We start from the raw sequence: 20,678 nt of genomic DNA on the forward strand, positions 1-20,678 counted from the left end.
GCGCGACGCAGCGGCCGCGCTTCGGTACTGCCGTTATTTACCGGCGGCTGTGCGCCACTGTTTGATGTAATCCAGACGTTTTTTCGGTTGCAGATATTCCAGCAGGCTTTCATCAACCGGGATCGGTTTCAGCGCGTTACCTAACATTTTGGTCAGGCCATCAATGTCATTTTTGCCTTCAATATCGTTGCGCAGGGAAGGGATGTCGGCTTGGTTGGCCAGAATGCTTTGCCCTTTTTCAGACAGCACGTAATCGAGCCACAGCTTAGCCGCATCGCTGTGTTGCGCTTGCTGGCTGATGAACGAGACGCGTGACAGCACCAGCGTGTAATCCTTCGGATAAGCGATGCCCAGCGACGGATCGGTTTTGGCGCGCGCTTCGGCGTAAGAACCCAGAATGTTAAAACCAATCAGGTTTTCGCCGGATGAAACCCTTTCCATCATGGTGCCGGTGGAAGACTGCACGGCTAAACCGCCTTTTGCCACGTCAGCCAGGGTTTTGAAATAGTTGGGGTCGGCTTTGGCATCCTGTACTGAGAGCATGAAGCCGAGGCCTGATTTCTCAATATCGTAGGTGGTGACTTTGCTCTTGAATTTGTCGGTCTGGCTGGCGATCAGCTTGGCTAACGCAGCGTGCGAATCGGGCACGTCACCGGCCGGGATCATGCGCTTGTTGTAGATAAAGACCACCGGTTCGTAGGTGGTGCCGTACGCCTTGTTATTCCACACCGCCCACGTCGGCAGCTGCGCCTGTTCAGGAGATTTGTACTCCTGCGCGTAGTCGGTCGCCAGCTTCAGGCCGGTATCCATTGAGGAGCTCCACACCACATCGCCGCTGGTGCCACCCGAAGCTTGTTCACTGATAAAACGGTTGTACAGCTCGGTGCTGTTCATATCGTTATATTCAACTTTGATGCCGGGATAAGTGGCCTCAAAGCCTTTTACCAGCGGTCCGGCGGCTTTGATGTCGGTGGTCGAGTAGACCACCACTTTGCCCTCTTTGGTGGCGGCATCTATCACGCTTTGGTAGTCCGAAGGGTAACCTTGCGGCGGAGCCGCTACGGCTGACATGGAAACAAACACAGTGGCGGCAATCAGAGACAGAGGAAAAGTGTTCGACATTATAATTAACCTTTTAGTTACATTTGAGGAACTAAAGGTCAACATAGCCGATCGCCTTTTCCACACAAGAGGTGACGGATTGTTATCTTCACGAAGTGTGATTGTTGGCGTCGTTTAGGCAATTAACACCATAAAAACCGCAAGTGGCCGCGCGCGGGATTTGCGCAAGATCACAGGATTTTGCGGTACAGCCGTCGCGGGTGGCCGATGTTGCCGTACTGCATCTCGACGCCAATAAATCCGATCTCTACGCAATATTCGAGGTAGCGGCGGCCGGTGGTTTTGCTGATGCCGATGTTTTCTACCACCTGTTCAATCGACCAGCTGCTGTGCGGTGCTGCGTTAAAAAAGCCTTTCACCCGTTCCAGCGTAATCGACTCAATGCCTTTGGTGGATGGCGCGGCAGGCGCGTCACTGGCTGGCAGGTTGAACAGCTTATCCAGCGCCTGTTGATCGACATTCTTCATCTGGCGCAGGGTCTGCACCAGCAGCATGAAGCGCTCCAGCGACGCGCGCAGGCGATGGAAAAACACCGGTTTCAGCAGGTAGTCAAAGGCGCCGCTGCGCATCGCGTGGCTACAGGTTTGCATGTCGCTGGCGGCAGTGATGAAAATCACCGAGCACTCAAAACGCTTCAGCAGCGGATCGTCAATCAAGGTTACGCCCTGACCATCCGGCAAATAGTTGTCGAGCAGCAGCAGGCGTGGCTGATGTGCGGCAATCAGCGCGCGCGCCTGCGCCAGCGTGGCGGCAATGCCGACCACGCGCAGATGAAAGTTCTGCTCAATATATTCACGATGCAGATCGGCCAGATGCGGCTCATCTTCCACAATCACCACATCAAGCGGCTTGGCATTATTCATGGGAAAGTCCTGTTAATGCAGCGGGCTGGAACGGAATAAATACCGAGAAGATGGTGCCCTGCGGTGAGTTGTCGCTGATCTCAATGCTGCCGCCCGCCTGCTGTACATAACCTGCCGCCAGATAGAGGCCGATGCCGTGCTCAGCACCGAACATATCGTCGTTGCTGGACGGCTTGCTGGTGACGCCTTGCTCAAACAGATGCGGTTTAATGCTGTCATCGATGCCGCAACCCTGATCGGCCACTTCGATTAACAGCTCCTGATTACGGCCAGAAATATACAATTCTATCGGGGCGGCGGGCGTTATGGCATTGAGCGTGGCGTCGACGGCGTTATCCAGCAGATTACCAATCACCGACATCAACGCCGTTTCACTCAGTGCGGCAGGAATGCGGCTCAGCTGGCAGGCCGGATCAAATTTCAGCTCCACGCCTTTTTCCCGCGCGCTGACATATTTCCCCAGCAGCAGCCCACAGAGCGCGGGCGAGGTGAAGCGCGCCGAGACAAAATCCAGCACCTGCTGCGCGCCAGCTGATTGCGCGTGGATGTAGCGCATCGCGTCGTCGTAACGCTGCATCTGTAACAGGCCGACCAGCGTGGCGGTCCAGTTCAGCTGTTCATGACGCATGATGCGTAAATTATCTGCATAGCGTTTCACCTGGCTTAGCTGGCTGCTCAACGTATTGATGTCGTTTTTATCGCGGAAGCTGCATACCCAACCGCCAGGCTCGCCGGGTTCCAGCTCGATCGCCACCCGGTTAACGATCACCTGACGCTGATTGAGCACGGTAACGTGATCGTGAGTTTTCACCTCATGCTGGCGCAAAAACGCCGCAGGAATCTGCAACACTGCATCCAGCGGTTTTCCCAGCAGTTCACTCTCACTCTGCTGAATATCCAGCAACTCGCGTGCGGCGCGGTTGATGAGAATCAGCTGCCGCTCCGCGTTGACCGCAAACACGCCTTCATACATCGCTTCCAGCAGCGCTTTTTGTTGCAGCACCAGCAGGGCGATATCCTTCGGCTCCAGCCAGAACATCTGTTTTTTCAGGTTGCGACTAAACATCCAGGAAAAAATAAACAGCAGCAACATCAGCGCCACGCCATACAAACTGGCCTGCCACAGCAGGCTAACGTTGATATTGGCAATATAGGAAGTGAGATAACCCACCGAGACAATGCCAATCACCTGGTGCTGGGCATTTAAGATTGGCGCCTTGCTGCGCAGTGACACGCCGATGCCGCCTTTGCGCACCGAAATAATGGTTTTGCCCTGCAGCACCTCGGCATTGTCACCGCCAATCATCGGTAAATTGAGGCGCTCCGGTGATTCCGAGTGGTAGAGATGGTGTTCTTGTGTGTCGCCAATCACGATATAGCTGGCATCGCTTTGGTTGCGCAGCGGTTGAATCAGCGCGGCGATGCCAGTGATATCGCGGCGCGCTACTTTCTCTGCCAGGCCGGGCATCAGCGCAATTTCACTGGCCTGCACCCGCGCGCGCTGTCCCAAATCGTGATGCAGTTGGCGATCGATAAAATGAAACAGAATGGTGCCCAGCAGGGCGAGTAGCAGGCAGGAAAACAGCACCAGCGACAGGAAGAGTTTTACCTGGAAAGATAATCTGCGTTTCATACAACCTGCAGTGAAGAGAAACTGGAGAGAGGCATGGCTGGAGACTAGCACGCGAAAATGCGTGCCGTGACACGCTATCTTCAGAGTTGTGAGCTGGCTTCAATCCCGGCGCGGCTTAGGCGCTGGTTACTGTTGGCACCATGTCAGCGATATTCCCATCTTATTCCTGGTATTCGCCTGCTGTGGCGCTAATCAATCGGCAAAAAATCAATTCACCACGGCTAATCTATGCGCCGTTATTTAATCCAGCCTTTCTCTGAGTAAATTCCGGTTTGGCCTGGCAACCATTGACCTTATAACCCTGAGTGGTGAGAATGCCGGGAAAAGTTTTGAATTAGATCGCAAATTTTGGGCATTAAGCCCGTTGCAGTGCGACCGCAAGCGTCGCACTGAATTAACGCCACTTGCACTCATCGGAACGCAAAAGACGCGCCGAAGTAATAAAAGTGCAGGGCACACAGCAAATATCGTTAATGTCGTGACGTTCGTTGAGAAGGCCCGTCTGTTGATGCACCTACTCAGCCCCGGTCGGCATTTCTTGTTTTTGGTGATGAGCGCGATAAAGACGCCAGCGTTTTTTTAACGCTCATTACCAGACAGATAAAAATTTAATTTAAGTTCGCCGTGAATGACGTGGTGACGCTATTAAGCCAAATCACCACAAGATAAAACGTAACTGGCTGAAAATTAACTGAACTCTTACGAGCGCAGCGCAGCCTTTTTATGCCTGAAAAATGGGTTTATGCGTAGTCAGTAAACAGGTAGCTGCAAGCCTGGGGCGGTAGCCTGCCTGTTTTACCTGACGAAAGCAGAATAAATCTGCACGGTTTATTTGGCGATTATCTTATTTAGCGATCTTTTTACAGAGAATTAAAGGCCAGTTTTATTTGACCTGAGGAAACTCTGAAATAGACAGGCAATAAATGTTAAGCCGGGCGCAAGCAACGTGCACTGTTAATCACTGCAATGTTCAGCGAATACTTTTTCCGTCCGCAACTTTTACTCCGACAGAGTCCAGAGGTTATATGCAAAATCCCGTTAACGACGTTTTGATCAGCGTCATCGTGCCGGTGTATAACGCCGCGGCGTATCTGGAGCGATGCATTGACAGCCTGCTACAGCAGGAAGAAAGCCGTTTTGAAGCGATATTTATTAATGACGGCTCCAGCGATAACTCGCTCGCGATATTACAGAATTACGCCCACTACCCACATTTTCACATTATCGACAAAACCAACGGCGGCGTTTCGTCGGCGCGCAATCAGGGCATTCGCGCCTCGCGCGGCAAACTGCTGTGCTTTTTAGACGCCGATGATTTTCTGCCGGCCAGCGCGTTTGCCACCTATGTGCGGCTGATGCAAAACAACATCGCCATGGTGGGTGGGGAATCGCAGCACTTCACGCCGCAAGGCGATCCGCTCGATTTCCCGGCCAATAGCAGTGACGTGCGCCAGCTGACCGCTTCGGCGGCGATTAACGATCTGCTCTATTTCAATCCGCGTCACGGCATCTGCGACAAGGTGTTTCGTGGTGATGTGATTCGTCAGCATCAGCTCACCTTCAACGAGGAGATTTATAACTTCGAAGATCTGCTGTTTGTGGTCAATTACCTGCACCTGCAACAGGATCGTCAGGTGATCTTCACCCAGCAGGTGGTTTATTACTATGTGGAATCCACCAACTCCGCCACGCGATCGGCGTTACGCGAAAAGCATTTCTCCTTTGCGCGTTCGTTTAATGGCATGCAGGCGTTTTTATCCGCGCAGCATAGCCGCTGTTATTACCATCTCTATTTAAAAGTGACCTCGTCTTATATCTATAAAGCGCTGCACAGCGACGGATTCAGCCGCGCCTTTATTGATGAATATATTTCGCTCTACCGTCGCAGCTTCAAGTCCTATTTCACATCAGGATTGATGCTCAATCCGTGGAGCCTGTACTTTGCGCTGTTTTTTGTCAGTCCACGACTGGTATCGCGTCTGCGCCGCCTGGCACAGAAATAAACGCTGAGGTTGAGTTGTGAAAGATAAATTAAAAAATTCTCTGTGGATGATCGCTGAAAAGCTGATTGCGGTGTTCGGCCTGATATTTGTCACCTCTTATGTGGCGAAATATGTGGGGCCCACCACCTTCGGCATTATCTCGATTTCGATGCTGGTATTTCAGTTCATCCAAAGCATCGCGCTGATGGGCAGCGATGTGATTCTGCTGAAACGCTTATCGCAAAATCATCACTCCGGCATGCGCTTAATGATGGCGACCTTTCTGCTGGTGTTAGTGATTTACGGCATTCTGGCAGCCAGCGGCATGCTGATTATGGGCGAAGAGTGGAGTGCTGAAGCGCGGGTATTTGTCTGCGCAGCGGCGATTGCCTGTCTGTTTTCTTCGCTCGATCTGGTCAATATCTACAACGAGGCGATGCTTAATGCACGCCTGAATGTCATCGCCAATCTGGCGGGGCTGGCGATCAGTTTAACCGTGCGCTTCTTTATTTCGTATTACGGTTTGGATCCGCAACTGTTGTCGATTCCGATCGTACTGGCGACCTTTGTTCCTTTTGCCATCAAACTGACGATATTCCTGAAATACCATCGTCAGGTACCGATTCCGGCACTGCGCCAGATGAAGAAATATTCACGCTATATGGTGGCGTCCGGTATTTCTCTGGTGTTTTCCGTGATTGCGGTGGCGATTTATACCCGCGTTAATCAAATCAGCGTGTCGTATTTCCTTGGCGTAAAAGAGGCGGGGATTTTCTCTGTCGCGCTGACGCTCGCCACCGCGTGGGTATTTTTACCCAATGCCTTGCTGGCTTCCTTTTTCCCGGCGTTCTTTGCCGAACGTGACGATCGGCAATCGATTATCAAAGCACAGAAATTACATCTGCTGGTGATTGGTGTCTCGTCGCTGGTGATTCTGGCGATTTGGTTATTGTCCGGATGGTTTATTCGTGACTTTTACGGTGCGGAGTATCTTGATGCGGTAGCGCCAACGCTGTTACTCAGCGTGGGAGCGATGTGCGCGGTGCTAAGCAGCGTGATGGATCGCTTCATTATTAAGTACAACGGATATCGCTATTTAGTGAAAAAAACCTTCGTGGTGTTATTAATTTGCGTGGCCTCCTCTTTATTGTTGGTTCCTTATTTCGGTTTAAATGGCGCAGCCATGAGCGTGGTATTAACCGAGTTTTTATCCTTCTCCCTGCTTAATTACTTTTTCCCTGCTCAACCCGTAATGCGTATTCATCAAATTTTTATCAATCCCAGGAAACTATGGCTGTTATTTAACAATATCAAAACCTCAGACAGTAAAGAGAGTTTATCATGAATGAAAAACCCCTGTTTAGTCTTATCATTCCCGTCTATAACTCACAAAAAACCATTAAACGTACCTTACTGAGCGTGCTTAAACAGACGTTCAGCAGTTACGAAGTGATTGTGGTTAATGATGGCAGCAGCGATTCAACCGCGAATATTCTGCAGGAGTTTAGTGCTTATTCGCAGGTCACGGTAATTCACCAAATTAATGCCGGTGTCAGCGCCGCTCGAAATAGCGGAATGCAGCAAGCCAGCGGTGAATATGTGTTATTCCTCGATGCGGATGATTGGGTGGATGATAACTTCCTGATGATCTTCAAACAGAATCTCGATGCCTGGCCAGCGGAATCTGTCGATTTGATGGTGGGCAACCTCAACGACAACCGCGTGGGCAAAGTGTCGCAGGCGGGCTTCTTCAGTCAGGAGGACATTCCTTATGTGCTCGGTGAGTTGGAGATGAGTGATAACATCGGTTATCTGCATAACAAATGTTATCGCCGTCAGATTATTGAGGAGTTGAACCTGCGCTTTTTGGAAGGTATCTCCATGAGCGAAGATTTGCTATTTAACCTTAAATTCTTCAGCTGCATTAGCAATTTTCTGGTCACGCCGGGTGCGGCTTATCATTATGAAGACGTGGCGGGTTCATTATCGAAGCGTAAAGTGCAATACAGTGAACTGAAAGTACGTAAACAGTTTCTCACCGCACTGTATGATTCGATCATCAGTAAATATCAGGCCAGCGATCTCGACTATTTCCTTAAAGGCATCTCCAAACGTGTGCTGGCGCTGGATATGCAAATCGTGACCGCAATGTATCACTCATCGTTTTCACCTGCGGATATTGCCCAGGAAATTGATCAAATAAAGCGGGGTAAATACTCAAAAGGTATTTTCATCCTGCTGAATAAAAATGAAAAATTGAAGTACATGATTATGAATTTGAATACACTCACAGCGTACTATTTTCTTTATGCACTCTACAGAATGCGCGCATTCTAATTAAATTCTCCCGGCGTTAGCCTCTGGACGCATTTGCTGTATCAGAGGCTAGTGGCCGGGGGAGTTGCTCTTGTGTCATCTGCACTACCCGTGGTAACAGCCCAGCGTTGCCACACCTTTCCACTTTCCTCACGCCTTTCTGCTGACTCCCCGTTACTCCTTCTTGCACTCATTCCGCGTCTCATGTCAAATAGCGCCCCATGCAATCGATTGCGCGCATGTTTCGTGCATTTACTGCGGCGCAAAACATCAGGATGCGTGAATTTCATTTCATGAAGCGTCATCCTTTGCGTTCCGGCCGGGCGGAGCAGCCCACGCCATGATTGGTAGCCATCTTTGTGGCTGCATGTTGATAAAGCTTGAAATTCTGGAGAGACAGATGGACAACTCACAAACCGGTACGCTTGGCACCGTAGAAACGGCGGCTAAGGGCTGGCGTAAGAGTGATACCGTGTGGATGCTGGGTCTGTACGGTACGGCGATTGGTGCGGGCGTGCTTTTCCTGCCGATTAACGCCGGTGCAGGCGGGCTGATTCCGCTGATTATCATGGCGATTCTTGCCTTCCCGATGACCTATTACGCGCACCGCGCGTTAACGCGCTTTGTGCTCTCCGGTAAAAATCCCGGCGAAGACATTACCGAAGTGGTGGAAGAGCACTTTGGCGTGGGCGCTGGCAAGATCATCACCTTGCTCTACTTCTTTGCTATCTATCCGATCCTGCTGATGTACAGCGTGGCGATCACCAACACCGTCGATAGCTTTATCGTGCATCAGCTGGGGCTGGTTTCGCCGCCGCGTGCGCTGCTGTCGCTGATTCTGATCATCGGCATGATGACGGTGGTGCGCTTTGGCGAACAGATGATTGTGAAAGCGATGAGCATACTGGTGTTCCCGTTTGTGGCGGTGCTGATGCTGCTGGCGGCTTATCTGGTACCGCACTGGCATGGTGCAGCGCTGGAAACGTTGTCGTTAGATGCGAATGTAAGCGGCCACGGCATTCTGATGACGCTGTGGCTGGCGATTCCGGTGATGGTGTTCTCCTTTAATCATTCGCCGATTATCTCCTCTTTTGCTGTTGCCAAGCGCGATGAGTACGGCGCAGGCGCGGAGAAGAAATGTTCGCGCATCCTGGCGAACGCCCATCTGCTTATGGTCGTGACGGTGATGTTCTTTGTGTTCAGCTGCGTGCTGAGCCTGTCGCCCGCCGATCTGCAGGCGGCGAAAGATCAGAACATCACTATTCTGTCCTATTTAGCCAACCACTTTAATGTACCGATGATTGCGTGGATGGGGCCGATTGTGGCGATGGTGGCGATCACGAAGTCGTTTCTCGGGCATTATCTGGGGGCGCGTGAAGGGTTTAACGGCATGGTTGTGAAGTCGCTGCGCAGCCGCGGTAAAACCGTCACGCCGCAGCGTCTGAATCGCCTGACCACCACGTTTATGCTGCTGACCACCTGGCTGGTGGCAACGCTGAACCCCAGTATTCTGGGCATGATTGAAACGCTGGGTGGGCCGATTATTGCGATGATTCTGTTCCTGATGCCGATGTATGCCATTCAGAAAGTGCCGGCGATGCGTCAGTACAGCGGGAAAATCAGTAACGTGTTTGTGGTGATCGTTGGCGTGCTGGCGATTTCGTCGATTGCTTATTCGCTGGTCAGCTAAGCATATATCAGAAAGGTCGCCAGGCATGGCGACCTTGTCATCATTACACCGCAGCCGTTTTAAACACACTCATCGACTGCGCCAGACGATCCGCCTGTTCCTGCAACGCCTGCGACGCCGCTGAGGCTTCCTGCACCAACGCGGCATTCTGCTGCGTCACCGCCTCCATCTGCGTAATCGCTGAGTTGATCTCGCTAATCCCGCTGCTTTGCTCGCTGCTGGCAATGGTGATTTCGCTCATAATATCCGCCACGCTCTTCACGCTGTTGACCACTTCACCAATCGTTGAACCGGCGTGCGTCACCAGACGGCTACCTTCATCCACCTGCGCGACCGAATCCTCAATCAACACCTTGATCTCTTTCGCGGCAGATGCCGAACGTGCCGCCAGATTACGTACTTCGGTGGCTACCACGGCGAAACCACGGCCTTGCTCACCGGCGCGTGCGGCTTCGACCGCGGCGTTAAGGGAAAGTATGTTGGTCTGGAAGGCGATGGAGTCGATCACACTGATAATATCGACGATCTTCTTCGAAGAGAGCGTAATGGCTTCCATCTTCTCGATCACCTGTTCCATCACCACGCCGCCTTGCTTCGCCACGTTGGAGGTGTTGGCCACCAACTGATTGGCTTCCCGCGCGTTTTCGGCGTTGTGCTTAACGGTGGCGGTCATCTGTTCCATCGCCGATGCGGTCTCTTCCAGCGAGCTGGCCTGCTGTTCGGTGCGTGATGAGAGATCGATGTTACCGCTGGAGATTTGATTCGAGGCGACAGCGATGGTATCGGAACCGGCGCGCACATCGGAAACGATAGTGAGCAGATTGTCGTTCATCGCCTGCAGCGCCTGCATCAGCACGGCGGTTTCATCTTTACCGCTGATTTCAATGTGCGAACTGAGATCGCCTGCCGCGACTTTCCCGGCGATTTCCACCGCTTCATTCAGCGGACGCACAATTGAACGCGTCAGCATAAAGCCTAATACGATGGAGGCTGCAATGGCGAGAGCGGAGAAGATTAGCGTCATCTCAATAGCGGATGAGCCGTTATCAATAATCTTCGCGCCTTCTTGCTGTAACTGCTGCGATTGCGAATCGGCAAACGCCACCGCGCTCGCCAGGAAAGCGTTTTGCGTATCGGTAATGGATTTCAGTACATAGGTGCTGGCGGCGTCTGCATCGCCAGCGCGTACCAGCTCAATCAGCTGATGTTTCTCGGCCTCGAATTTGTCACTGGCCGCCAGCAGCCCGGCGATTTTCTTTTTACCCACGTCGGTAACCTGTATCGCTTTGATTTTGTTCATCGCGTTGTTGGTATGCTCAGTGGCTTCGGCGAGTTGCTGATAACGTTTAACGTTATTTTCCGGACGCGTGGTATCAATCACGATGCCACGCAGATATTTAATTTGATCGTTAACACCGTCACGGACGTCAAAACCAAGACGCACTTTCACGTAACGGTCTTCCACAATCGACGTAATACCGGTTTTGATGTTGTTAATTTTGGTAATCGACGTGATGCCGACAATGACTAACAGTGCCACCACTAAACCAAAGGCGATGCCCAAACGGACGCCGACCTTCATATTCTTTAAGCTCAACATTGGTTCTCCCCGTAATGCCAAAAATTGATGTTTTCAAGACGGAAAAGCAGGCAAGGCGCCCGCATCAGGTTGATGTTTTCTAAGGTAAAAATGGTTACGCAGCGTGACAAATCTGGTATGGCAGCACCAGCGCAAGCGCTATCTGTTATCGGTTGTTAATGTTTTAACTTTAATTTTTTAGAGATGCGTCACGGTTTGGTTAATGACGTTAACCTTGATTTTTGACTGGATGGGAAAGTTAGGCGGGAGGATCCTGGTTGAAGGGTCGCCAGGAATGGCGTAATGCCGATCAGTTAAGCACCTTATCAAATCACCGCACATTCCGTAGCGGCGCGATTTATCGCGCAATGAATTGCGCCGCTACAAGGTGTGCTCTGGTAATTAAGGGTTTTCAGGTCTTAACTGACAAGCATTACGCTATGAACGGTGGCATTACGATCATTAACGCGGCTTTTTCAGCACGCCGTGGATTACATTCGACAGCTCGTTGATTTCGAACTTCGCCACGTAACCATCGGCACCGACTTTGCGCACGTGATCTTCGTTGGCGCTGCCGGAGAGTGAAGAGTGGATCACCACCGGAATCTGGCGCAGGTTGTTATCGCGTTTGATGTTGCGCGTTAAGGTAAAGCCATCCATCTCCGGCATTTCGAGATCGGTCAGCACCAGCGCGATCTTGTCGTGGATCGACTCACCGTTTGCAGCCGCTTCTTTCTGCATTTCGTTAATTTTGATCCAGGCTTCCAGACCGGTGTTGTGCATAATCGCCGGGATGCCCATGCTTTTCAGGCCTTGCTCCAGCAGCTGACGCGCCACTTTGGAATCTTCCGCCACAATCGCCACTTGGCCAGGCTTCAGATTGAAGTCTTTGGCGGTCTCTGCGCTTGGCTCAACGCCGCGCACTGAAGGAATGATGTCATACAGAATCTGCTCAACGTCCAGCACCATCGCCAGATTATTGCTTTGGCCGTCGGTATCCAGACAGGCGATGCTGGTGATGTTGCGGCTACCGATGCCCGCTTCCGCCGTGTGTACCTGGCTCCAGTCGAGACGCACAATGTTCTCCACCGATTCCACGGCAAACGCCTGAGTGCTGCGCGCATATTCGGTCACCAGCAGCAGGTTAAGGCCGGTTTCTGGTTTGCAGCCGGTGACGGCGGGCAGATCGATAACCGGAATAAACTGGCCGCGAATACTCGCCATGCCAAGCAGCGGCGATTGCATGCCAGCGGCGCGAGTGATGGTGGGCATCGGCACGATTTCACGCAGTTTAAACACGTTGATGCCGTACAGCTCAGATTTGCCTTTCAGCTGATCGGAACCCAGTCGGAACAACAGCAGTTCGAATTTATTGGAAAGCGCAAGGTTGGCGCGTTCATCGATCTCTTTCTGAAAATTATCCATCATGGCCTCGGAGCAGATCTGGGCTGAGTAAAGGGCAGGGCAATATCGCCATGATTAACTTATCGGCAGAAGAGAAAAAAAATGAAGGGGGAGATAACGGAAATTTTAGCGTGAGAGCGATCGCCCTCACGCGGGTACCCTTTACTTCAGCAGAATGGCGCGCACGCTTTTGCCTTTGATCTTGCCCTCTTTCAGCTTGATCAGCGCTTTCTTCGCCTGAGCGGCGTCGATGGCAACATAGGCGTGGGTGGCGGTCATATCGATCTTGCCGATCTGGTCGCCGCTAAAACCGGCTTCACCGGTCAGCGCGCCGAGAATATCGCCCGGACGGATTTTGGCTTTACGGCCGCCATCAATACACAGCGTCATTTTGGTCGCCGGCAGCGATTTGGCGCTGGTGCCTTTCAGCGAGCTGGAGGAAACCCAATTGAGCTTCTGCTGCAGATACTCTTCCAGCGCATTGGCGCGCACCATTTCGTCGGGGGCAACAAAGCTTACCGCCAACCCTTTCTCACCGGCGCGACCGGTACGGCCGATGCGATGAATGTGCACTTCCGGATCCCACGCCAGCTGGAAATTCACCACCAGCGCCAGCGATTTAATATCCAGACCGCGTGCAGCGACGTCGGTGGCGATCAATACGCGGATGCTGCCGTTGGCGAAGCGAATCAGCACGCGCTCACGATCGCGCTGCTCCAGATCGCCATGCAGCGCTAACGCACTGATATCACGCTCGTTCAGCGCGGCAGCAACGTCGTCACACTCGCGCTTGGTGTTACAGAACACCACGCAGGAGGCCGGTTGTTGCTGGCTGAGCAGCGCGCCGAGCAGGCTGTGGCGCTCTTTGGCGCTGGCTTCAATAAACTGCTGCTCGATGGTCGGTAACTCGGTTTTATCTTCGGTGGCGACCGCCAGCGCATCGCGCTGAAAACGCTGGCTGAGACTGGCGATGGTATCCGGCCAGGTGGCAGAAAACAGCAGCGTCTGGCGCGTTTCCGGCGTAAAGCCGATGATCGCTTCCATATCGTCGCGGAAGCCCATCTCCAGCATGCGATCGGCTTCATCCAGCACCAGCGTTTGCAGCTGGCTGAGATCAAGGTTGTCGCGCTTCAGGTGATCGAGCAAACGGCCCGGCGTGCCAACCACGATATGCGGCGCATGCACTAAGGAATCACGTTGCGCGCTCATCGGCTGGCCGCCGCACAGCGTCAGAATTTTTATGTTGCGGGTAAAACGCGCCAGCTGACGCAGCACGTTGCTGACCTGATCGGCCAGTTCACGCGTCGGGCACAGAATCAGCGCCTGAGTGTGGAACTGGCTGTTATCGATGCGGTTCAGCAAACCCACGCCAAAGGCGGCGGTTTTGCCACTGCCGGTTTTCGCCTGCGCACGCACGTCGCGCCCTTCCAGAATCGCGGGCAGGGAAGCGGCCTGAATCGGCGTCATGGCGTCGAAACCCATCTCGCGCAGGTTATCGAGTTGGCTGGCGGGCAGTTGCGTCAGGGTAGAAAAAGCAGTCACGGGAAAGTCTCTAATTGCGGGTAGGATGGCGGCGGTCAGTCTGGCAGAAAGGGGCGTGATCGGCAATGGCAAAAGCGCTTCTGCTGCCTGCCTGAAAACCGTTAGTGTTATAACAGGCTTGTCTCGTTTTTATACGCATACTGTTGCGAAGTTCTAATGCTTTTGTGGTTGATTTTATTCTGCAATGAAGGCGCTAAACCTCGACATATGCAACGAAAAAGGAGAATTAGCGTTATTAAACAAGCATTATCAGGGTTTGTTAATGCTTACTTATAAGTATTGTGCTAATGAATGGCTTCGCTTAGGTAAAATTCTGATTAAAACGAATAGCCGATTTGCTTTATATTTACCCCGCCGTTTGGCTAATCAGTAAATACCCATAATATTTCAGAGGTCATTTCATTGAGTCATTATGTCCAGGGACAAAACGAAGACATTCTGAAAATCGTCGGCCGCGCCGTGTTAACGCTGCATCTGCATGGAGAAACCTTATCTTCGGATAAAGTCAGCTCTATGATTGCCTGTTACGCGGAAGAAGAGCCTGTCAGCGACGATGAAAACCAGCGGCTGTATGCGCTGGCGATTCAGATGCTTTCGTAAAATCCAGCACTCACCGGGTGTGCGCATGCTGCCTGTTTATGTCGTACGTAAAGCCTCCTTGCGGAGGCTTTTTTGTTGGGTGCCTTCAACCACAAGCTGCATACCATTGTAGCGGCGCAATTTATTGCGCTATGTCGTGAAGGGCGCGGTGCCGCCATTAATACGCGCGATAAATCGCGCCGCTACGGCAATGTGCGATTTTCGGCTTACGCACTGAACACTGGCAATCCGCGGTGGAAGGTGGCGCGGACCGGGGAGATGCGGGCGACGGCTTCGGCGGAGCAGCTGGCCTCGACCAGCATCATGCTGGCTTCATCGTCGACCTTCGGCCACTGACGTTCGCCCTGATTCGACAGCGGCAAAATCCCGCCAGTGGCGATATGCAGCGCGCGGCTCAAACCGAACTCATCGGAACCGCGATACAGCTGCGCGTACAAATTGGCTTTCTCCAGCATGCTGCCGGTGCCAAACGGTGACCAGTGATCGATCACGCTGTCCGTGCCGGTCATCACCGTGATGCCCGCCGCCTGCAACTGCGGCAGCGGCATGGTCAGCTTGCCAATCGGAATGGTCGACGCCACGCTCATCTGCTGCTCGGCCATGCCCGCAATCATCTGATCCAGCGCTTTGCCTTCCAGCGTGCCGAGCGCAAAACCGTGGCTCAGCGTCACTTTGCCCTTCAGCTGCGGGTTTTTCGCGATGGTGTCGATCATGTACTGAATGGCCGCCACGCCGGATGGCGAGGTTTCGTGCAGATGGATATCCACGCCGCGCTGGAAATCGAGGGCGATCTGGAACATCGCATCCAGCGACGCCTGCATCGCACCATCCACGTTGGTCGGATCGAGCCCGCCGACAAACTGCACGCCCATCTGCATCGCTTCGCGCATCAAGCCATCAACCTTCGAATGCAGCAAACCGTGCTGCGGGAAGGCAACGATTTCACACGGGAATTCCGCATGATTCGCCAGCGCCAGCTTGAGATGCTCAAGGCTTTTCAGGCCGCTAACCGGATCGATATTGCAGTGGCTGCGCGCTTGGGTGGTGCCTTTGCTGTGCAGCAAACCAATGATCGCTTCGGCACGCGCCTGCGACGTCGGCAGCAGTTGCGGGATCAGCACCTGTTCGCGCGCAATCATATCCATGATGGTTTTGCCCTGACGCGGACGCGGCGCTTCCCACGGACCACCGTAAAAGGTTTTGTCGAGATGGATATGCATATCACGGGTGCGCGGCAGCAGCAGGGCGCCGTTGGCATCCCACTGAGGCAGATTGGTGTTGCGCGCTTTGCCTGCGGCATCAATCGCCGCGAAAGTGCCGTCTTTGATAGTGATGTCGTACAGCGCGGTGCGTGTGGCGATCACCTCTTTACCGTCGCGCTCAAAGCCCTCTTCGAGGCGGACATTGAGCAGCTGGTAGTGCGCAACGCGCGGTGGCGGCGTGTGCGGCTGTGTGCTGCTGGCGAGCAGCGGTGAAGCGGGCGCAGCGTAGCTGATGCCGGCGGCCAGCAGGCTTCCGGCGGCGGTCAGACTAAGAAATTCACGACGGGTGGGAGAGGTCAGTTGCATCAGAGGTTCCATCAAATGAGAAACGCTTAATCTGGCAAAACTCTACGTAGCGCGCTGCGATATTTGCCACTGGTTAGCAGTGGAAAAATCACTGCCACTGCAGCTGACAAAAGGTCACCAGCGCGGCGGCCAGCGCCTGCTGCAGTTCGTCCTGCGGCGCACGGCAAAATAGCGCCAGTTCAAAATGGTTGATGGTGGGTAAACCATCGTCTTCCCCTAATACGCGATGCTCAGGCAAGCGGCAGCTGGCGGGCAGCAGCGTTAAGCCCAATCCGGCGGCGCTGGCGCTGGCGAGCGCCACCAAACTGGCGCTGCTGTAGCTGATGCGCCAGCTGCGGCCGAGGCTATCCAGCGTCTGCGCCATCTCCTCGCGATATAAACCGAGCTGCGGGAACACCACCAGCGGCACCGGCGTTTGCTCAAAGCAGGGATGTGCGGCGCTGTCCAGCCACAGCAGCGGCTCGGGGCGCGCAGCCAGCGGACGTTCACCGCCCGGCTGTTTGATCAGCATGATATCCAGCTCCTCACGCTGCCAGGCGCGATGCAAATCGACATACATGCCGCTCATCACATCAAGGCGCAGTTGCGGATGATCGCGGCTGAACTCCGCCAGCAAACCGGCGGTCGGCGCGGCGAAATCTTCCGGCACGCCAAGGCGCAGCACGCCGTCGCGCCATTTATCGCTCAGCACGTCGTGCGCTTCGCCGTTTAGCGCGATGATGCGGCGCGCATAGCCCAGCAGCTTCTCGCCCTCTTCGGTGAGCGCCACCTGATGCGATGTGCGCTGTAGCAGCGGTTTACCGATCATCTCTTCCAGCCGACGCACCTGCTGGCTCACGGTGGATTGCGACAGATGCACGCGATCGGCGGCGCGGGTGAAGCTGGCGGTTTCGCACACCGCGACAAAACTCAGCAGTTGCTGCGGGGTGAACATCGGTTGACGATTCATTTTTCCACTGGTCGTTATGGTGTTATTTCATTTCCAAATAGTAACGACTGCTGCGATGCTGACAACCTCTTTGCAGCAGGATTGTGTATGAATCGACATTTCAACGGATTAACGCTCGCCGCTTTGGTATTGGCTGGGCTGAATATGCGACCGTTACTCACTTCTCTTAGTCCGTTACTCGGCCAGCTTCGGCAGACGATGGGACTCTCTTCACTGGCGGCTTCGCTGCTGCCTGCGGTACCGATGGTGATGATGGGCGCGGCCGCGCTACTGAGTGCTTCGCTGATGCAGCGCGTGCCGCTGCAACGCTTGCTGCTGGCCGGATTGACGCTGCTGCTGCTGGCGCTGGCGGCGCGTGGCGTGATCCACGACGGCAGTTGGCTGGTGGTCAGCGCGCTGTTTGGCGGCCTTGGCGTGGGCGTGGTGCAGATGGCGATGCCGGGCCTGATTCGTCAGCGCTTTGCACAGCGCAGCGCGCCGGTCACCGGATTGTGGGCCGGTGCGCTGATGGGCGGCGGCGGTTTAGGAGCGGCGTTATCGCCGTGGCTCAGCGATCATTTTGGCGGGTCGCTGGCGCTGAGCGGCTGGGCGCTGCCGGTGCTGCTGGCGATTGCACTGTGGCTTTACGTGCGCGTACCAACCGTCGCCAGCACGGAAAAGGTTGCGCTGCCGTCGCTGTGGCGCACGCCGCGCGCCTGGACGCTAGCAATCAGTTTTGGCCTGGTGAACGGTGGTTACGCCACCTGCGTTGCCTGGCTACCGGATGCCTATCATCATCTTGGCTGGTCGGCGCAGGCCGGCGGATCGCTGCTCGGCGCAATGATTCTGTGTCAGGTTGCAGGTGCGCTGTTGATGCCGCTGCTGGCGCGTAAGGCGGATCGGCGTCCGCAGCTGATTATCAGCTTGGTTTGTCAGCTGATCGGCATGAGCGGCTTTCTGTTTGCCCCGCTGTTCGCGCCGTGGCTGTGGGCGGCGATTGCCGGATTTGGACTGGGCGCGGCATTCCCGCTGGCGATGGTGCTGGCGCTTGATCACCTGCCGCATCCGCAGGCCGGTGCACGGCTGGTGGCGTTTATGCAGGGCGCGGGCTTTATCATTGCCGGCTGCATGCCGTTTATCGCCGGTCAGCTGCAGGCATTAACCCACAGTTTTTCCAGCGTCTGGCTGATGCAGGCGGCGGTGACGGTCGGGCTGATTTTGCTGAACCTGCGCTTTCATCCGCGCAGTTATGGTCGGGCCTTTGGCCGGACTGCGGCGTAATTGGTCCTACCAAAAGATTCAAATGTGGCCGCGTCGTCACATAACCTGAAAAATCCCGCCTGTTACGTTGCATCGAAATAACAAAGCATTAACCATTCTCCTCTATCAAGCCCGCCATGCTGCATTTTGGTCCTACCAATGCAGCATGGCGGGGGAGCCTTTCTCAGGATAATGCGATGACCGAAAATACGCTGCGGGCGCGGCTCTGCGCCTGGATTACCGAGCATCAGCTGGAGCCGGGGATGCGGCTGCCGTCCGAACGCGCGCTGGCGGCCGAGTTCGGTTCATCGCGATCGTCACTGCGCGAGGCGATCCAGCAACTGATCAGCAGCGGCGTGTTGATCAGTAAACGCGGTGGCGGCACCTGGCTACGTCAGCCGCAGCAACCGTGGTCGGAACAGCGTATCGTAGAGCCGATTCGCCAGCTGCTGGCTGAAGATCCCGATTATCGCTACGACATCCTTGAAGCGCGTCACGCAATAGAGGCCAGCACCGCGTGGCATGCGGCGTTGCGCGCCACCGAAGCCGATAAAGAGCGGCTGGCTTACGCCTTTGATGCGCTGCTGAAGATTAAGCAGAGCGACGATGCCGATCTCGCGGCGCAGGCTGATCTGCGTTTTCATCTCGCCATCGCCGAAGCCTCGCACAATGTGGTGCTGCTGCAGACCATGCGCGGCTTTTTCGATCTGCTGCAATCCTCGGTGCTGCACAGCCGTCAGCGCATGTATACCCATCCGGTGATTTTTAATCGTCTTAACGAACAGCATCAGGCGATGTTTGATGCGGTGATGGCCGGTGATGCGGAAACGGCGCGCCAGGCGGCGATGGATCATCTCGGCTTTGTTCACACCACTATGAAAACCCTGCATGAAGATGAGGCGCGCCAGGCGCGCATTACGCGTCTGCCGGGCCACCAACCTCAGCACAAGGAAAATAACGGATGATCATTTCTGCTGCCAGTGACTATCGCGCCGCGGCGCAACGCATCTTGCCACCGTTCTTGTTTCACTATCTGGATGGCGGCGCTTACGCCGAGCACACGCTGAAGCGCAATGTCGCCGATCTCTCCGACGTGGCGCTGCGCCAGCGCGTGCTGAAAAACATGTCGGCGTTGAGCCTCGAAACGAAGCTGTTCAACGAAACCCTGTCGATGCCGGTGGCGCTGGCGCCGGTCGGCTTGTGTGGCATGTATGCGCGACGCGGTGAAGTGCAGGCGGCGCGCGCGGCGGCGCTGAAAGGCATTCCGTTTACGCTCTCAACCGTGTCGGTTTGCCCCATTGAAGAAGTGGCGCCGGCCATAAATCGTCCGATGTGGTTCCAGCTCTATGTGCTGCGCGATCGCGGCTTTATGCGCAACGCGCTGGAGCGCGCCAAAGCCGCCGGCTGTACCACGCTGGTGTTCACTGTCGATATGCCGACGCCTGGCGCACGTTACCGTGATGCGCACTCCGGCATGAGCGGCCCCAATGCGCCGCTGCGTCGTTACTGGCAGGCGGCAACCCATCCGCAATGGGCGTGGGATGTCGGTTTACATGGCCGTCCGCACGACCTCGGCAACATCTCCACTTATCTTGGTAAACCGACCGGGCTGGAAGATTACATCGGCTGGCTGGCGAACAATTTCGATCCGTCGATTTCCTGGAAAGATCTGGAGTGGATTCGTGAATTCTGGGATGGCCCGATGGTGATTAAAGGCATTCTCGACGCGGAAGATGCGCGCGATGCGGTGCGATTTGGTGCCGATGGCATTGTGGTGTCGAATCACGGCGGGCGTCAGCTGGACGGCGTGCTGTCGTCGGCGCGCGCGTTGCCGGCAATTGCCGATGCGGTGAAAGGCGATATTACCCTTCTCGCCGACAGCGGGATTCGCAGCGGATTGGATGTGGTGCGGATGATCGCCCTCGGTGCCGACAGCGTGCTGCTGGGACGCGCGTTTGTCTATGCGCTGGCAACGCACGGTCAGCGCGGCGTTGAAAATCTGCTCAACCTGATTGAGAAAGAGATGAAAGTGGCGATGACGCTGACCGGTGCGAAATCGATCAAAGAGATTACGCAGGCTTCGCTGGTGCAGGCTAACGCGCTGTTGAGTGAGGCGGGCTTGAGTCCGGCGCGTCCACGCGCGGTGAGCTAATCCAGCAGAATGAGTCATGTTGTCTATACTCAATAGCTG

General features: G+C 54.6%; 16 protein-coding genes. 8 read left to right on the top strand and 8 right to left on the bottom strand.

All coding sequences use genetic code 11. The features are described 5' to 3' along the window. Positions 1–33 precede the first annotated feature (33 nt). The 3 genes from AAF463_RS04315 to AAF463_RS04325 form a co-directional block, all read right to left on the bottom strand. Positions 34–1,122, bottom strand: coding sequence for an ABC transporter substrate-binding protein (locus AAF463_RS04315; RefSeq protein ID WP_350261582.1), 1,089 nt, complete (start codon positions 1,120–1,122; stop codon positions 34–36). A 170-nt stretch (positions 1,123–1,292) separates the two neighbouring features. Continuing rightward, the gene (locus AAF463_RS04320) at positions 1,293–1,985 is read right to left on the bottom strand and encodes a response regulator (RefSeq protein WP_350261583.1); all 693 of its coding nucleotides are present in this window, start codon (positions 1,983–1,985) and stop codon (positions 1,293–1,295) included. Continuing rightward, a complete protein-coding gene (locus AAF463_RS04325; protein ID WP_350261584.1) occupies positions 1,978–3,618 on the bottom strand; it encodes a sensor histidine kinase in 1,641 nt (546 codons plus the stop codon). Before AAF463_RS04325 ends, AAF463_RS04320 begins: the two co-directional genes overlap by 8 nt. Positions 3,619–4,643: 1,025 nt before the next feature. Between AAF463_RS04325 and AAF463_RS04330 the strand changes: the two genes are divergently transcribed. The 4 genes from AAF463_RS04330 (at position 4,644) to AAF463_RS04345 (ending at position 9,606) form a co-directional block, all read left to right on the top strand. Further along, a complete protein-coding gene (locus AAF463_RS04330; RefSeq protein WP_222233056.1) occupies positions 4,644–5,621 on the top strand; it encodes a glycosyltransferase in 978 nt (325 codons plus the stop codon). Between the two features lie 16 nt (positions 5,622–5,637). Then, the gene (locus AAF463_RS04335) at positions 5,638–6,945 is read left to right on the top strand and encodes an oligosaccharide flippase family protein (protein WP_222233057.1); all 1,308 of its coding nucleotides are present in this window, start codon (positions 5,638–5,640) and stop codon (positions 6,943–6,945) included. Beyond that, on the top strand, positions 6,942–7,937 hold the full coding sequence (locus tag AAF463_RS04340) for a glycosyltransferase family A protein (RefSeq protein WP_101762499.1): 996 nt from the start codon (positions 6,942–6,944) through the stop codon (positions 7,935–7,937). Before AAF463_RS04335 ends, AAF463_RS04340 begins: the two co-directional genes overlap by 4 nt. A 379-nt stretch (positions 7,938–8,316) precedes the next feature. Further along, entirely contained in the window at positions 8,317–9,606 is a 1,290-nt protein-coding gene (locus tag AAF463_RS04345; protein WP_110867788.1) for an HAAAP family serine/threonine permease, read from the top strand. Between the two features lie 43 nt (positions 9,607–9,649). Here the strand turns inward: AAF463_RS04345 and AAF463_RS04350 are convergent, their stop codons facing one another. The 3 genes from AAF463_RS04350 to dbpA all read right to left on the bottom strand — a co-directional run bounded on the left by AAF463_RS04350 (position 9,650) and on the right by dbpA (position 14,131). Next, entirely contained in the window at positions 9,650–11,206 is a 1,557-nt protein-coding gene (locus AAF463_RS04350) for a methyl-accepting chemotaxis protein (RefSeq protein ID WP_222233058.1), read from the bottom strand. 441 nt (positions 11,207–11,647) lie between these two features. Continuing rightward, positions 11,648–12,610, bottom strand: a complete 963-nt coding sequence (locus AAF463_RS04355) for a chemotaxis protein (RefSeq protein WP_008105989.1) — start codon at positions 12,608–12,610, stop codon at positions 11,648–11,650. A gap of 141 nt (positions 12,611–12,751) precedes the next feature. Continuing rightward, positions 12,752–14,131 (bottom strand): ATP-dependent RNA helicase DbpA, encoded by a 1,380-nt coding sequence (gene dbpA, locus AAF463_RS04360; protein ID WP_101762496.1) that lies wholly within the window; start codon positions 14,129–14,131, stop codon positions 12,752–12,754. A 402-nt stretch (positions 14,132–14,533) separates the two neighbouring features. On the opposite strand from dbpA, the gene AAF463_RS04365 reads away from it, so the two are divergent. Continuing rightward, positions 14,534–14,731 (top strand): hypothetical protein, encoded by a 198-nt coding sequence (locus AAF463_RS04365; protein ID WP_039333073.1) that lies wholly within the window; start codon positions 14,534–14,536, stop codon positions 14,729–14,731. 206 nt (positions 14,732–14,937) lie between these two features. Here AAF463_RS04365 and AAF463_RS04370 read toward each other — a convergent pair whose 3' ends face one another. Together AAF463_RS04370 and AAF463_RS04375 are read right to left on the bottom strand one after the other, a co-directional pair. Next, positions 14,938–16,299: an amidohydrolase family protein gene (locus tag AAF463_RS04370; RefSeq protein ID WP_350261585.1), complete on the bottom strand. Its 1,362-nt coding sequence runs from the start codon at positions 16,297–16,299 to the stop codon at positions 14,938–14,940. Between the two features lie 88 nt (positions 16,300–16,387). Beyond that, a complete protein-coding gene (locus tag AAF463_RS04375; RefSeq protein ID WP_336767236.1) occupies positions 16,388–17,248 on the bottom strand; it encodes a LysR family transcriptional regulator in 861 nt (286 codons plus the stop codon). Positions 17,249–17,335: 87 nt separating this feature from the next. Here AAF463_RS04375 and AAF463_RS04380 point away from each other — a divergent pair, with 87 nt between their 5' ends. From AAF463_RS04380 to lldD, 3 genes are all read left to right on the top strand, one after another. Beyond that, entirely contained in the window at positions 17,336–18,508 is a 1,173-nt protein-coding gene (locus AAF463_RS04380) for a cyanate transporter (RefSeq protein WP_350261587.1), read from the top strand. A 176-nt stretch (positions 18,509–18,684) separates the two neighbouring features. Next, the gene (gene lldR / locus AAF463_RS04385; RefSeq protein WP_101762492.1) at positions 18,685–19,452 is read left to right on the top strand and encodes a transcriptional regulator LldR; all 768 of its coding nucleotides are present in this window, start codon (positions 18,685–18,687) and stop codon (positions 19,450–19,452) included. Continuing rightward, the gene (gene lldD, locus AAF463_RS04390) at positions 19,449–20,639 is read left to right on the top strand and encodes an FMN-dependent L-lactate dehydrogenase LldD (RefSeq protein ID WP_101762491.1); all 1,191 of its coding nucleotides are present in this window, start codon (positions 19,449–19,451) and stop codon (positions 20,637–20,639) included. Before lldR ends, lldD begins: the two co-directional genes overlap by 4 nt. Positions 20,640–20,678 lie beyond the last annotated feature (39 nt).

The organism is Pantoea sp. BJ2 (genome assembly GCF_040255075.1).
In the GTDB taxonomy this organism is placed as follows: Bacteria; Pseudomonadota; Gammaproteobacteria; order Enterobacterales; family Enterobacteriaceae; genus Pantoea; species Pantoea leporis.

What these genes read in the sequence shown, in the direction of transcription:
- AAF463_RS04350 (WP_222233058.1), bottom strand. Translation starts at nt 11,206, where the DNA reads ATGTTGAGCTTAAAGAATATGAAGGTCGGCGTCCGTTTGGGCATCGCC.
- lldD (WP_101762491.1), top strand. Translation starts at nt 19,449, where the DNA reads ATGATCATTTCTGCTGCCAGTGACTATCGCGCCGCGGCGCAACGCATC.
- AAF463_RS04375 (WP_336767236.1), bottom strand. Translation starts at nt 17,248, where the DNA reads ATGAATCGTCAACCGATGTTCACCCCGCAGCAACTGCTGAGTTTTGTC.
- AAF463_RS04330 (WP_222233056.1), top strand. Translation starts at nt 4,644, where the DNA reads ATGCAAAATCCCGTTAACGACGTTTTGATCAGCGTCATCGTGCCGGTG.
- AAF463_RS04380 (WP_350261587.1), top strand. Translation starts at nt 17,336, where the DNA reads ATGAATCGACATTTCAACGGATTAACGCTCGCCGCTTTGGTATTGGCT.
- AAF463_RS04320 (WP_350261583.1), bottom strand. Translation starts at nt 1,985, where the DNA reads ATGAATAATGCCAAGCCGCTTGATGTGGTGATTGTGGAAGATGAGCCG.
- lldR (WP_101762492.1), top strand. Translation starts at nt 18,685, where the DNA reads ATGACCGAAAATACGCTGCGGGCGCGGCTCTGCGCCTGGATTACCGAG.
- AAF463_RS04340 (WP_101762499.1), top strand. Translation starts at nt 6,942, where the DNA reads ATGAATGAAAAACCCCTGTTTAGTCTTATCATTCCCGTCTATAACTCA.
- AAF463_RS04370 (WP_350261585.1), bottom strand. Translation starts at nt 16,299, where the DNA reads ATGCAACTGACCTCTCCCACCCGTCGTGAATTTCTTAGTCTGACCGCC.
- AAF463_RS04325 (WP_350261584.1), bottom strand. Translation starts at nt 3,618, where the DNA reads ATGAAACGCAGATTATCTTTCCAGGTAAAACTCTTCCTGTCGCTGGTG.
- AAF463_RS04345 (WP_110867788.1), top strand. Translation starts at nt 8,317, where the DNA reads ATGGACAACTCACAAACCGGTACGCTTGGCACCGTAGAAACGGCGGCT.
- AAF463_RS04355 (WP_008105989.1), bottom strand. Translation starts at nt 12,610, where the DNA reads ATGGATAATTTTCAGAAAGAGATCGATGAACGCGCCAACCTTGCGCTT.
- AAF463_RS04315 (WP_350261582.1), bottom strand. Translation starts at nt 1,122, where the DNA reads ATGTCGAACACTTTTCCTCTGTCTCTGATTGCCGCCACTGTGTTTGTT.